This window comes from Paenibacillus sp. XP01 (assembly GCF_057364885.1).
Genome location: NZ_CP139481.1, coordinates 2058888 through 2071768 on the forward strand (window position 1 = coordinate 2058888; position 12881 = coordinate 2071768).

Below are 12881 nucleotides of genomic sequence, written 5' to 3' on the forward strand. Positions count from 1 at the left end.
TGATAAAATAGATTACGGCTCTGCCAAACGGGATATTCCCGCTCGGGCAGAGCCAAATGAACGGACTAATCCTTAAATCATACACTTACTGTCATTAACGATACGGAGGAAACCCTCAATGAAAAACTCTGAGTGGTCGGGATCATACTTTCCCAATTTTGTGATGGAAGGCATTCAATCCCTATACTTCACTTCCAATCGGCCGCTCCATACCATTCATGAATATGTTCCCGTGCTGCTGGCGGTAAACAGCGGCGCGGGTTCGCTGCAACGGGAACAAGAAACCTATGAATTGTCGCAGGGCACGTCTGTTTTGCTTCCGCCAGGCACCAAGGCGGTCGTGACGGCCGGGCCTGGACAGCCATTGCACATATATATGTTGACGATCAGCACGCAAGCGCAGGCATGCGCGACCCATGAGGGCTCCATGAGCCGGGTGAGCATGATTGGTTCAGCCAAAAACGTGGAGTATTTCATCGACGCACCGGCGATTGCGGCCCGGCTGGAAGAACTGTTTATACATCGCTTGCCCGAAAGCGAGACCCGGCATATGCGCAATCAGATCGTATTTCACCAGGTCTTGCTAGCATTGCTGGAACGTATGGAAAGCGGGGATTCTTTTTCCGATCTGCCCTCGATGGAACGAAGCTTGGCCTATATGGAAGGCCATTTCAACGAAAAAATTACGACAGAGCTTTTGTCCGAGATGGCCGGGGTCAGCCGTTCACATTACTCCATTTTGTTCAAGCAGATGACCGGATTCTCTCCGAACGAATATTTATCCAAGCTGCGCGTGCATCGGGCCAAAGAATTGATCATTGGCAGCACGTTATCCCTAAGGGACATTGCGTTAAAGGTAGGCTACAAGGACGAATTCTATCTCAGCCGCCGTTTCAAACACCAGACGGGAGAAAGTCCCTCATCCTATAGTCGATCCCGAAACGTTCAACGGGCTGCAGTATGGTTTGCGCCATATGCAAGCCACCTGTTTTTGCTTGGCGTGGAGCCATCCATCGTTATTTCGGAAAGCAGCGAATACGTAAGGGCAGATGGTCTGCTGACTCCGCAAACCGTGCGATTTATTCATATGGACACCCCTCCCGAGCAAATAAAAGCTGCTTTGCAGGAGGAAAACGTCGATTTGATCATTGCTGCAAAGCAACATCTGCAGGAGACCGGTTTGACTGCCGAGCAATTGAGATCGGTCGCCCCGATCATTGAGGTTCCATGGATGGAACTTGGGTGGAAAGAACATTTGCGTATGATTGCCCACGCGATTCGAAAGAGCGAAATAGCAGAGCGTTGGTTAGCCGATTTCGAACAACAAGAACGACGGGCAAGGGAGACGGTGCAGGAGCAGAAGGTGGTTGATGAAACCGTAACCATTGTCGTCATCAAACCGGAAAGGCTGCAAATTTACGGGGCAAGGAATGCAGGTTATGTCCTGTACCATTCGTTGGGATTGCAGCCTTCGGCAAAGATTGCCCAGGAAATAGAACATTTCGGGGATGAGTTTCATTCCGTTTCCATCGAACGATCCGAACTGAAGGAGTACGAAGGAAATTGGTTTCTGGTTATGGTGTTCCCGGATGAGAAGGGGGCTACCGCCCATGCCGAGCGGATTTTTGCCTCCGAGGAATGGCAAGGTCTGAGCGCGGTTAAACAGAATCGGGTGCATGTGTTGGATCAAGAGGAATGGATTCCGTATAATCCCGTTTCTGTTCGTCTTCAGCTTGAACGGGCGCTCAAGCTTTGGGCGGGGAATCAATAATGCAAGTCATTTTGCAAACAAAAAGGCATGGTTAGCTTCATTCGCCATGCCTATAATTAGCTATGTTAATGAGAATGATTTTCATGTTCAAACAAAAAGGGGAGAGAGTCATCCATGAAAAAGAGTTTTGCGCCTGTATTACTTGCCTTGATGATGCTGCTTGCGGCATGCGGAAACAACGGCAGCGAGGATGCCCAAGCAGGCTCCAGCACAACGGAGGCGGCAACTTCGTCCGCGTCCACCGATTCGGCCAAGTCGGGAGACACCTTTGTATACGAGTCCGAGAATGGACCTGTGGACGTTCCTACACATCCGCAGCGTGTAATCGTGCTGACGCGTTTTTTGACGGGAAATGTGATGCAGCTTGGCGTTCCGCTGGTGGGCGTGGACGAAATGTCCAAGGAAAACCCGAACTTCAAGGAAAAGCTGGCTGAAGCCGAAGCGGTGACGGACGAAAGCTTGGAGAAAATCATCGAACTGAATCCCGACCTGATCATCGGCCAGTCGGATATCAAAAACGTGGACAAGTTGAAACAAATCGCTCCCACCATAACCTACACTTACGGCAAGCTGAATTTTCTGGAACAGCAGCTGGAAATCGGAAAACTGTTGAACAAGGAAACCGAAGCTCAAGCCTGGGTGGACGATTTTGATGCACGCAGCAAAAAAATCGGAGAAGAAATCAAGGCCAAAATCGGTGCGGATGCCACCGTATCCGTCATCGAAACCTTCAATAAACAGCTGTACGTGTACGGCGAGAACTTTGGACGGGGAACCGAGCTGCTGTACGGGCAGTTTGGTCTGGCAATGCCTGAAAAAGTGAAAGAAGCAACCAAAACGGACGGATTTTTCGCCGTATCGACCGAAGTGCTGAAGGACTACATGGGCGACTACGTGATTTTCAGCAAAAACACGGACGAAGACAACACTTTCCAGACCACGGAAACCTACAAAAACGTGCCGGCCGTGCAAAACAACCGGGTGTTTGAGGCCGATGCCAAAACGTTTTATTTCAACGATCCGCTCAGCCTGGAGTATCAGCTTGAATTCTTTGAAAAACAATTCCTGGGCAAGTAACTTGAACCGCCATGAAAAATAAACATGTTTCGAACCGCTTTTGGATCAAGCTGGCGGGCAGCGTGGTCGTGCTCGTTCTATGCTTTGTCCTTGCCATCAAGTATGGGGCGGAGCAGGCGGACTTTCGCAGCATATGGCTGGCATTCACCGCGGCGGAGCCGGATGATCAGGTCATGATTTTGCGCGAGATCAGGCTGCCGCGGGAAATCGCGGCCATGCTGATCGGGGCGGCGCTCGCCGTATCCGGTGCGATCATGCAGGGAGTGACGCGGAATCCACTCGCCGATCCGGGGCTGCTCGGCCTGACGTCAGGCTCCAATCTGGCGCTGGCCATCGCTTTTGTTTTTGTGCCGTCGCTCGGAACCTTTGGCATTATGGTCGCATGTTTCGTCGGAGCCGCCTTTGGCGCAGCCATCGTTGTCGTGCTCGGAGTCTTTGGACGAGGCAGGCTTTCACCGCTCCGCGTCGTCCTGGCGGGAGCTGCCGTATCTTCATTTATGTATGCCATTGCGGATGGGGTGACCCTCTATTTCAAAATATCCAAAGACGTATCCATGTGGACTGCCGGCGGATTGATCGGTACGACGATGCAGCAGGTGCAGACGATCGGTCCGGTCATCCTGATCGGCCTGTTCCTGGTCCCTTTTTTGGCACATCAAATGAATGTTCTCAGCCTGAGCGACGATGTCGCAACCGGTTTGGGTCAGAAGCTTGTTTTCGTCAAATTGATGCTGTTCCTTTTGGTTATCATCCTCACCGGCGCTTCGGTGGCCCTGATTGGCAATATGGTTTTTGTAGGGCTCATGATTCCGCATATTGTACGCAAGGTGGTCGGCACGGATTATCGGCACATATTGCCGCTATCCATCTTTGCCGGAGCAGCGTTCATGCTGCTGGCCGAAACGTTGGGACGCACGATCAACGCGCCGTACGAAACACCGGTTGTTGCGATTGCCTCCATGCTGGGACTGCCGTTTTTTCTGTTTGTGGTGTGGCGTAAAGGAGGGAAAGCATTCTCATGATGATGTCTGCCCGCCTTCGCAAGCAGCGGCTGATCTTGCTCGCATGTTTGCTGCTGATTGCATTAACCATCGTCATCGGCATGAGCTGGGGGTATTCTTCTTTGTCAGTCAAACGGCTGCTTCCCGTCCTTGTAGGACAAGGAACATTCAAGGAAGATTTCATCCTGTTTTCCGTGCGCTTGCCTCGAATCTTTATTACCGTTCTGGCAGGCATGCTGCTTGCGCTCTCGGGGTCCATCCTGCAGAGCGTCACGCGCAACGACCTTGCCGACCCGGGCATTATCGGGATCAATTCGGGTGCCGGGATTGCCGTAGCGGTCTTTTTTCTGTATGCACCCCTTGAACCAGGCTCATTGGCCTATATGCTGCCACTCGCTGCATTGCTGGGTTCGCTGGTTACCGCTGCACTGATCTATCTTTTTTCATACAGCCGTACGCGAGGACTCGATCCCATCCGCATGGTGTTGGTCGGCGTCGGGTTTTCGATGGCGCTCTCCGGTGTGATGATCGTAATCATTTCTGCGGCGGAGCGCACCAAAGTGGATTTTATCGCCAAATGGATCTCGGGCAGCATCTGGGGAACGGACTGGCCGTTTATATGGGCTTTGCTGCCTTGGCTGCTGGTGCTGCTTCCGATTGCGCTGCTTCGTGCAGGGCGGCTGGATTTGCTTGCTTTGAATGAAGAAACCGCAATCGGTTTGGGCGTGCGCATGGAAAAGGAAAGATTGGTGTTGGTGCTGGTCGCCGTAGCCGCTGCCGCCTCGGCGGTATCGGTTACGGGCGGCATCGCTTTTGTCGGCCTGATGGCTCCCCATATTGCCAAAGCGTTGGTTGGGCCGCGAAGTTCCTTATTTATTCCGGTCGCCGTTTTGCTTGGTGGATGGCTGCTGCTTGTCGCGGACACCATTGGGCGCAATCTCGTCGATCCCGACGGCATCGCGGCCGGCATTATGGTTTCCTTGATCGGCGTGCCTTACTTTGTCTATCTGTTGTTGAAAAAGTCCTGATCGGGGCAAAGCGCAATGGCAGGTATTAAGCGAAGACACCGTGGATGGACAGGACAGCAAAAGCTGGACAACCCAAAAAAGATCGGTTTGGATCACGTCTGTGTGACCCGAAACCGATCTTTTTTGCTCACGGAGATTAGTTTACTTTCTCTCCAGCGAACACTTCCACGTTCATTGGCGCTGCCATGAAAGCAGCGGCTTGCTGCACGAAACCTTGGAAATGCGCGCTTGCGTTATGTGCTTGAGTAGCAGCTTCGTCTTTCCATTGCTCGACCATGATGTATTGGTGTTCTTGCTCGGTGTGTTTAACCAGCGTGTAGGAAATGTTGCCTTCCTCCTGGCGGGTTGCGGCAACCAGCTCCTTGGCGGCAGCGAGGAAAGCTTGCTCTTGATCGGGTTTAACGGACAGATGTGCGTGAATGATAATCATAATGACAACCTCCAACGTTTTTTTGTGAAAAGCAGGGGACGATTATGCCCAAGTCGTAATGGTGTCCACAGGCAAGCGGTAAGAAGGATGCCCTTCTTTGGCCGATTTGCCCATCGAAATCAGCATGACCGGTTGGAAGCGGTCTTTGTCCAGGCCGAACGCTTCCGCGATCTGGTCCTTCTCATAACCGCCAATCGGATTGGTGTCGTATCCATGGGCGCGCGCTACGAGCATCAGCTGCATCGAAACGAGTCCGGAGTCGATCAGGTTCACGTCGCGCAGATCGGACGCAGCCATGTTCGCATAATATGGTTTCACTTTTTGCACCTGCATATCCGCGATGTCTTTCGGCATGTATCCGAGTTCCACCGCTTTGCCAAAGATTTCATCCATGTGCTCGATATTGTTGGCATCATAGAATACGGCGATGACCGCCGAGGACGTCAGCACTTGCGTCTGGTTGAAGCGAGCGAGCGGCGCCAGTTTTTCTTTGCCTTCCGCACTGTCGATGACAAGAAAACGCCAAGGCTGCAGATTGATGGATGAAGGTGCCCGGGAAGCTTCTGCCAAAATCTCCGTCATTTCCTCACGGCTGATTTTTACTTCGGGATCATACGCTTTGACGGAACGCCGTCCCAGCACAATTTCATTAAAATCGTTGGTTTTATGAAACTTGCCTGTCGTTGTGCTCATATTCGTTTCTCTCCTCTGTCTATCGGTTTATAAATTGTTCTGCATGCGTTCAAGATACCCCGCCAGGTCATGGATCTCTTCCTGGCTGAAACCCTCAAGGATTTGGTGGATCAGGATATCCTTTTCCGCCTTATAGCCATCGATCCGGTGGCGCCCCTCATCGGTGAGGGAAACGAACGTTTCGCGGTTATCGTCCGGATTTTTGCGCCGGCTGACCATGCCGTCCAGCTCCAGTTGTTTCAGATGGCGGGTAATGGCCGCCCCGTCGATATCGACGTTTTTTTGCAGCGCGGATTGATTGATCTCGTCGACCAGATTCAATTGGCACAAAATTTCGAAGCGGGATGAGCTAATGCCCGTGCAGCGCTCGAACTTGGGACTGATCTTGTTGCCCAGCCCGTTCAGCAGCGTCAGAATCAGTTCTTCTTTGGAAACGATACGTGTCATGTCTGGACCTCCCGGGTAAATCTCATCCATGGACAAGGGCGTATGTTAACAAATTAATGGTAAAGTGCCACATACAGGGCCATTGCATAATGATGAACAGGGCCATCATCGTTGAGTGCTCAAAATTTGAGGTATCAATGATTGACGGCTCAATCAATATAGCATGGTTCATTTGTTTTTGCAACCATCCTCCAGATGAGACGAAATCAAAGGCCGATATGAAAAGGGACCTCCTCAGTTATTCTATCCGGAGTCTAGGACATTATTATTTCGTTTTTTTCTTTTATTGAGAAGGGTATGGGCCGGAGTATTTTGCAATGGGAGCGGTGATCCGCTATACTTCTGGTTATTGATTCATTCATAACCTATGTGGAGGTACATTAAAATGGCAAAAGACGGAGCGGCATCGGTCAACCGCCGGAACGAAATTATTTCTGCAGCCATCGAGGTGTTTGCCGAAATCGGATATTACCGGGCCACGACCGCGCAGGTCGCCGAAAAGGCCAGAATCTCGCAGCCGTACGTTTTTCGTTTTTTCAAAACGAAGGAGGCATTGCTGCTCAGTGCGCTGGAAGTATCCTGGACGCGGATCATCGATTCTTTTCGTGCGGTGGTGGAGACGGCATCGGCAGAGGCGCTTGAACACGAACTGATCGAGGCATACGAACGAATTCTGGAAACGCATAAAAATGAAATCCTGCTCCAGATGCAGGCGCAGACGATGCGGGAGGAAGAGATACGGCATGCGATGCAAAAAGCATTAGGCGAGGTACGCAATATGGTGCTGAATGCTTTCACCCAGGCCGGATATGCAAACCCCAAATACAGAACGCTGACCTTTTTGGCGATCGGCATGCTGTGCAACATTTCTTCGGCGTTGGATATGCCTGAACTTAAGGAACGTTAAAGGGACGAAATGCCCCTTTTCGATTTAGTTATTGATCAATCACTAATTATGCGTTATGATATGGTCATCAGATAAGTAATTGATCAATAACACATCAGAAGGAAGGATGAAAGAAGATGAAAAAAGCGCTGGTTATCGGAGCTACGGGAGGAACGGGAGCAGCAATTACGGAGGAGCTCGTGAAACGAGGTGTAGAGACGATCGTGTTTGGCCGTTCGCGGCAAAAGTTGGAGCAGCTGATCCACCGTTTGGGGAATCCGGCACATGTTCGCATCCAAACCGGTGATGCCTTCCGCAGCGAGGATATTGTGGCTGCTTCGGGCGGAGCCGATGTTATGTTCCATTGCGCCAATGTCCCTTATCACGAGATGGAAAGCAGGTTGATTCCGCTCGGCGAATCCGTCATGCGGGCAGCAGGGCAGCTTGGCATCAAGGTTGTTGTCATGGACGGCATCTATCCTTACGGGAAAAGTCAGATGGATGAGGTCACCGAAGAGCATCCCAAACGGCCGCATACGCGAAAAGGGAAAACCCGGCTGGCTTATGAGCAGATGTTATTCAGCTACTCTTGGGCGAGGGAACGTCTCATGATTGTGCGCCTGCCCGATTATTATGGCCCGACCGCCAATGAAGCTTCTTACTTGGGTTCCACGCTGGATGCAATCGCGAAGGGGAGAATGGCATTTTTTATCGGAAACATGAGCATTCCCCGCGAATATGTATATTTGCCGGATGCAGCGGCGATGGTGGTGGAACTGGCGAGCAAGGAAGACACGTACGGTGAGAACTGGAACATTCCCGGATCGGGAACGATCTCAGGCAAAGACATCGTGCGCATTGCTCAGCAAGCGGCAGGCGTGAAAAAACCGGTGCTGGCATTGGGGAAAATCGGGTTGTCGCTGCTCGGGCTGGGTGTGCCGGTGATGAAAGAAATTGTAGAAATGCTCTATTTGACAACGGAACCTCTGCGATTAAGCCGAAAAAAATACGAAACAAGGATCGGACCGATCGTATCCACTGCCTTTGAAGAAGGGATTGCGGCAACGGTAAGAGAGATCAGAAGATCGTTGTAACTTTCTAAGTTATTGATCAATCACTAAATTCATTTGAAGTGTTTAGGAAATAGTCATGATCTTTTGGTTATTCCAGTGCTTCTCAGGTTGGATGCAGACATAAAATCGCTCTTTCCGCCCTTTCGTTTCGATCAACAAGCATGATAGCTATTTTTAGGTTCAATGACAATTAACCTTCCATATACTTCAAATATGCCATTCGAGCTTCTATAATAACGCTAATATACGGATGGGAAATGCAAAAGAACGGTTTATTACCGAATGAACATAACTTATATATAACTCGTTAAGTTATGTTTTTCCTTTGTTGCCATGCTTGTTTGGAAAGGGTGAATAATCATGAGCCTGGAAGCATTGAATGAACGCGTCAAAACTGACCTTGCCTATTTGGCATATGGAGGAAAGGACTGGCTGCAGCCCAAGCAGCACCCCAATGGGCATGTTTATGATGTCATCATTGTCGGCGGAGGACAAAGCGGCCTTGGGGCAGCGTTTGGGCTGTTGAAAGAAAGGATATCCAACATTCTGGTCATTGACGAAAACGAGGCTGGCAGCGAGGGGCCTTGGGAATCCTATGCCCGTATGGTCACTTTGCGTACGCCCAAACACCTGACGTCGATTGATCTCGGCATTCCGTCCTTGACGTTTAGGGCCTGGTGGGAAGCCCAGGCTGGACGTGATGGTTGGGACGGCATGGACAAAATTCCGCGCGGAGCCTGGATGAATTATTTGCGCTGGTACCGGCAAGTGCTGAATCTTCCCGTCCTGAACGAAGTGAAGCTGAGGTTGATCGAACCGCTCCCGGACGGAATTCACCAGCTTCACGTGGAAGGTGCCGGCGCGGATGCCGAGGTGCTGCTTGCCCGAAAAGTCGTGTTGGCCACAGGCATTCAGGGCGGCGGGGGATGGCATGTGCCGCCAATGATTGCAGACAGTCTGCCGAAGGAACGGTATGCGCATACGTCCGAGGCGATCGATTTCGAACGGTTGCGCGGAAAACGGATTGCGATCCTTGGCGGGGGAGCATCCGCCTTCGACAATGCCGCCCATGCGCTTGCGGCAGGCGTGACCGAAGCTCATGTTTTCGTGCGCCGGGAGCAGCTGCCCCGCATCAACCCGATTCGGCAGATGGAGCAATCCGGCATGATCGAACGATTCCACGCATTGTCCGTCCCTGACAAGTATGCGGTGATCGCTCATTTTCTCCAATATAATCAGCCGCCGACGAACGATACATTCAACCGGGCTGCCGCGTGGCCGGGATTCGAACTGCATCTGGGGGCGCCTTGGTTAAGTGTGGCGGAGACTGGAAAAGAGGCTATCGTAACGACATCAAAGGGAACGCTTGCGTTCGATTTTCTGATCATCAGCACCGGATTGCTCAGCGATCCCGGATTACGTCCGGAGCTTCAGCTTGTGGAGCGTCATATTGCCCGTTGGGCGGACCGATACGACGCGCCCGAAGGCATACGCAACGCCCTGCTCGACGCACATCCTTATCTAAGCCCAGGCTTCGCGATGACAAGCAGGGATGAAGAAGGGGAGGCGCTGCTGTACGGACTGTTTGTTTTCAATTATTCGGCACTTGCAAGCTGCGGTCTCTCTGCATCGGCAATATCAGGCACCCGCAGCGCCATTCCGAAGTTGGTGGCGGCGGTGGCCGACCAATTGTTTTTGGATGAGCGGGAGTCCATCCTGGAACGGTATTACGGTTATGAGGAGAAAGAGTTCACCGCGACCTGGGGAGAAAGCATCAACGTATGATGATAAAGGGAGCCATGCTCCGATATGCGAACCGCGCAGTATTCTAATGCTGTGCGGTTTGTTTTTTTGGGGGGAACGGATCCGGATTGCAGGGATTTTCCTGTGCTGGCCTGTTAGAAGACGTTTTTCTTTGGCAGGACGGTTACGTCGAAACTGTTTTTGTTGTAAAATGTCGAATGTAGGATGTTGAAGGCAGGTGTAAGGAAGTATGAAAGAGATGAGCTATGAACAATTCAGGGCTCACTTGAAAAAGGCATCACGTCAGCGAGATGTACCCATCATTAAAATCATTGCTTTTCAGGAAAAGTATATGAAGCTGGAAGAAGTGCAGTTTTTCGACGTAGAACAAAATTATATGAGTGTACAGGCTTGCAACACCCTGTGGATGAACCTGGAAAACAAATCGTTCCGCAATCTGGTGTCGCAAAAGCTCCAATTGTATAAGGATATGGAGAACCTTGGCCGGCAATCGTTTGAAAATTTGCTTCGGGAATTGTACGATACGGCGGTCCCGCTACTGATCGAGTATGACCCAAATGAGTATTATACGTCAGCACAGTTGGCCGACATTCTGAGCGTTGACGAAACCAAGCTGATTGAACAACTGGAGATGGGGCGCTTCAAGGGCGCATTCATCAACGAAGAAGGCCAATGGCTCAAACCCAAACCAAGACGTGAGAAGAACCGTTAGCGAAATCTCGCGGATGACGACGAAATGACGGAAGCGGATCCTGCAGCGTTGTGCTTTGCACAGCGTTTGCGGGATTTTTGCCGTTGAAGGGTTTTGAATGAAATAGGCCGCTTGAACGTGTAAAATAAGGATATTGTGTGTACAAATTCGTCAAACCGTGCAGGATGATGAATGTTTTTAGATTATTTTGAAAGAAAATGATTGTTTTTTGCGGATTATATGATACTATAGAAAGCAGTTGGAGGAATGGCTATGTTAACAGAAGAGAGACATGCTGCAATTATAGAGCGCTTACATCAACGGGGTATCGTAAAGCTTCAGGAGCTTGTTGAGGTGCTTGGCGCCTCGGAATCCACGATAAGACGAGACTTGATCGACTTGGAGAACCGACAGGTACTCAAACGGATCCATGGGGGAGCTTCATTGATGAACGAGAAAGCGCTGGAACCCGGCATGGAAGAGAAAACATCCAAAAACATTCAACAGAAAATGATGATTGCCCGTTTGGCGGCGCAAGAGATCAAAAATGGCGAATGCATTTATCTAGATGCGGGAACCACTACATTAGCGATCATTCCGTTCATTGAAGCCACAGACGTCACGGTAGTTACCAATGGTTTGTCTCATGTCGAAGCATTGGTGGGCAAACGGATCCGCAGCTATCTGCTTGGCGGCATGATGAAAATGCATACCAAAGCCGTCATTGGAAGCATCGCATTGCAAAATATGGACCATTTCCGATTTGACAAATGCTTCCTTGGGACCAACGGGGTGGATCCAGAGATGGGATACACAACGCCCGACCCGGAAGAAGCGATGGTCAAAAGACGTGCCCACCAATTGTCAGGCAAATCGTACGTGCTTGCGGATTCCAGCAAAATCGGAGAGATCACTTTTGCCAAATTGTTTGATTTGGAGGAAGCCGACCTCATTACCGAGCAGATGCCGGAGCATTGGCGGAACGCAATCGCGCAGAAAACTAAAATAATTGAGGGATAACCATGATATATACCGTAACGCTAAACCCTTCCATCGACTACATCGTGGAAGTGCACGATATCCAGCTTGGAGGACTGAATCGCATGAACCGGGATCTCAAGCTCCCGGGAGGCAAAGGCATTAACGTATCGCGTATTTTGAACCAGTTGGGCGCGGAGAATACGGCGATCGGATTCCTGGGCGGATTCACGGGACGTTTCATCAACGATAAACTCCGGGAAGACCGGATCCGGACCGATTTCGTGACCATTGCGGACGATACGCGGATCAACATCAAACTGAAGCACGGAGAAGAGACGGAAATCAACGGTTTGGGCCCGGCGATCACGACCGAAGAAGCCGATCGTTTGGTAAGCAAATTGTCCGCCCTTCATCAAGGAGACATCGTCATCCTCTCCGGCAGCATTCCGCCATCGCTCGGCAACGATTTTTACGAAAAACTCATTGCGGTGTGTCGGCAAAAGGGTGCGGAGTTCGTGATCGACACGACCGGGCCGGCACTGATGGATGCGCTCAAGTATCAGCCTCTGCTGGTGAAGCCGAACCACCACGAGCTTGCCGAACTGTTCGGCGTCAACATCGAAACGCGTGAGGAACTGGTCGTTTATGGACGCAAATTGCTCGCAGCGGGTGCTCAGCATGTGTTGATCTCGATGGCTGGGGAAGGCGCTTTGCTGATTACCGAAACGGATGTTTTTCATGCCACAGTTCCGAAGGGGACGGTGAAAAACTCGGTAGGTGCAGGGGATTCCATGATCGGCGGATTCGTAGGTACATGGGTGCTGAACGGGAATTTGCAGGAAGCATTTCGAACGGGCGTCGCTTCGGGAAGTGCAACCGCCTTCTCCGATGATCTGGCCGAACGTGCATATATTGAGGAACTGCGTAATCAGGTAGGCATAACGCAATTGCAGCCGTAACGACCTGGGTATGAAAAGAAAAGTGAATGACGACCGGTCCGCAAGTGTCGGGCCGGAAGCGATTTAGGGGAGTGTAACCA

General features: G+C 51.0%; 13 protein-coding genes. 10 read left to right on the forward strand and 3 right to left on the reverse strand.

Annotated elements, in window-relative coordinates; genetic code table 11:
• The first annotated feature begins 118 nt into the window (after positions 1 to 118).
• From SNR34_RS09555 to SNR34_RS09570, 4 genes are all read left to right on the forward strand, one after another.
• Positions 119 to 1771 carry a helix-turn-helix domain-containing protein gene (locus tag SNR34_RS09555; RefSeq protein ID WP_486181764.1) on the forward strand — a complete coding sequence of 551 codons (1653 nt, stop codon included), beginning with the start codon at positions 119 to 121 and terminating at the stop codon, positions 1769 to 1771.
• Positions 1772 to 1885: 114 nt separating this feature from the next.
• Entirely contained in the window at positions 1886 to 2848 is a 963-nt protein-coding gene (locus SNR34_RS09560) for an iron-hydroxamate ABC transporter substrate-binding protein (protein WP_486181765.1), read from the forward strand.
• Between the two features lie 11 nt (positions 2849 to 2859).
• Positions 2860 to 3870 carry a FecCD family ABC transporter permease gene (locus SNR34_RS09565; RefSeq protein ID WP_486181766.1) on the forward strand — a complete coding sequence of 337 codons (1011 nt, stop codon included), beginning with the start codon at positions 2860 to 2862 and terminating at the stop codon, positions 3868 to 3870.
• On the forward strand, positions 3867 to 4877 hold the full coding sequence (locus SNR34_RS09570) for a FecCD family ABC transporter permease (RefSeq protein ID WP_486181767.1): 1011 nt from the start codon (positions 3867 to 3869) through the stop codon (positions 4875 to 4877). The genes SNR34_RS09565 and SNR34_RS09570 overlap by 4 nt, the downstream gene beginning before the upstream one ends.
• Before the next feature lie 136 nt (positions 4878 to 5013).
• Here the strand turns inward: SNR34_RS09570 and SNR34_RS09575 are convergent, their stop codons facing one another.
• Genes SNR34_RS09575 through SNR34_RS09585 form a run of 3 tightly spaced genes read right to left on the reverse strand, consistent with a single transcriptional unit; the run spans position 5014 to position 6447 of the window.
• Positions 5014 to 5307: a putative quinol monooxygenase gene (locus SNR34_RS09575; RefSeq protein WP_339277211.1), complete on the reverse strand. Its 294-nt coding sequence runs from the start codon at positions 5305 to 5307 to the stop codon at positions 5014 to 5016.
• A gap of 42 nt (positions 5308 to 5349) precedes the next feature.
• Positions 5350 to 6000 carry a nitroreductase family protein gene (locus tag SNR34_RS09580; protein ID WP_236418441.1) on the reverse strand — a complete coding sequence of 217 codons (651 nt, stop codon included), beginning with the start codon at positions 5998 to 6000 and terminating at the stop codon, positions 5350 to 5352.
• 27 nt (positions 6001 to 6027) lie between these two features.
• Positions 6028 to 6447, reverse strand: coding sequence for a MarR family winged helix-turn-helix transcriptional regulator (locus tag SNR34_RS09585; RefSeq protein WP_486181768.1), 420 nt, complete (start codon positions 6445 to 6447; stop codon positions 6028 to 6030).
• Between the two features lie 385 nt (positions 6448 to 6832).
• Here SNR34_RS09585 and SNR34_RS09590 point away from each other — a divergent pair, with 385 nt between their 5' ends.
• The 6 genes from SNR34_RS09590 to pfkB all read left to right on the forward strand — a co-directional run bounded on the left by SNR34_RS09590 (position 6833) and on the right by pfkB (position 12801).
• A complete protein-coding gene (locus SNR34_RS09590; protein ID WP_236418430.1) occupies positions 6833 to 7354 on the forward strand; it encodes a TetR/AcrR family transcriptional regulator in 522 nt (173 codons plus the stop codon).
• A gap of 116 nt (positions 7355 to 7470) precedes the next feature.
• Positions 7471 to 8427 (forward strand): SDR family NAD(P)-dependent oxidoreductase, encoded by a 957-nt coding sequence (locus tag SNR34_RS09595; RefSeq protein WP_486181769.1) that lies wholly within the window; start codon positions 7471 to 7473, stop codon positions 8425 to 8427.
• Between the two features lie 339 nt (positions 8428 to 8766).
• The gene (locus tag SNR34_RS09600) at positions 8767 to 10191 is read left to right on the forward strand and encodes an FAD/NAD(P)-binding protein (protein WP_486181770.1); all 1425 of its coding nucleotides are present in this window, start codon (positions 8767 to 8769) and stop codon (positions 10189 to 10191) included.
• Between the two features lie 217 nt (positions 10192 to 10408).
• Positions 10409 to 10882 (forward strand): hypothetical protein, encoded by a 474-nt coding sequence (locus SNR34_RS09605; protein WP_236418416.1) that lies wholly within the window; start codon positions 10409 to 10411, stop codon positions 10880 to 10882.
• Between the two features lie 252 nt (positions 10883 to 11134).
• A complete protein-coding gene (locus SNR34_RS09610; protein WP_236418414.1) occupies positions 11135 to 11881 on the forward strand; it encodes a DeoR/GlpR family DNA-binding transcription regulator in 747 nt (248 codons plus the stop codon).
• 2 nt (positions 11882 to 11883) lie between these two features.
• Positions 11884 to 12801 (forward strand): 1-phosphofructokinase, encoded by a 918-nt coding sequence (pfkB, locus tag SNR34_RS09615; RefSeq protein ID WP_339277217.1) that lies wholly within the window; start codon positions 11884 to 11886, stop codon positions 12799 to 12801.
• The last annotated feature ends 80 nt before the right edge of the window (positions 12802 to 12881 follow it).

Coding starts and splice junctions, on each gene's coding strand:
- SNR34_RS09555 (WP_486181764.1), top strand. CDS start 119: ATGAAAAACTCTGAGTGGTCGGGATCATACTTTCCCAATTTTGTGATG.
- SNR34_RS09560 (WP_486181765.1), top strand. CDS start 1,886: ATGAAAAAGAGTTTTGCGCCTGTATTACTTGCCTTGATGATGCTGCTT.
- SNR34_RS09565 (WP_486181766.1), top strand. CDS start 2,860: ATGAAAAATAAACATGTTTCGAACCGCTTTTGGATCAAGCTGGCGGGC.
- SNR34_RS09570 (WP_486181767.1), top strand. CDS start 3,867: ATGATGATGTCTGCCCGCCTTCGCAAGCAGCGGCTGATCTTGCTCGCA.
- SNR34_RS09575 (WP_339277211.1), bottom strand. CDS start 5,307: ATGATTATCATTCACGCACATCTGTCCGTTAAACCCGATCAAGAGCAA.
- SNR34_RS09580 (WP_236418441.1), bottom strand. CDS start 6,000: ATGAGCACAACGACAGGCAAGTTTCATAAAACCAACGATTTTAATGAA.
- SNR34_RS09585 (WP_486181768.1), bottom strand. CDS start 6,447: ATGACACGTATCGTTTCCAAAGAAGAACTGATTCTGACGCTGCTGAAC.
- SNR34_RS09590 (WP_236418430.1), top strand. CDS start 6,833: ATGGCAAAAGACGGAGCGGCATCGGTCAACCGCCGGAACGAAATTATT.
- SNR34_RS09595 (WP_486181769.1), top strand. CDS start 7,471: ATGAAAAAAGCGCTGGTTATCGGAGCTACGGGAGGAACGGGAGCAGCA.
- SNR34_RS09600 (WP_486181770.1), top strand. CDS start 8,767: ATGAGCCTGGAAGCATTGAATGAACGCGTCAAAACTGACCTTGCCTAT.
- SNR34_RS09605 (WP_236418416.1), top strand. CDS start 10,409: ATGAGCTATGAACAATTCAGGGCTCACTTGAAAAAGGCATCACGTCAG.
- SNR34_RS09610 (WP_236418414.1), top strand. CDS start 11,135: ATGTTAACAGAAGAGAGACATGCTGCAATTATAGAGCGCTTACATCAA.
- pfkB (WP_339277217.1), top strand. CDS start 11,884: ATGATATATACCGTAACGCTAAACCCTTCCATCGACTACATCGTGGAA.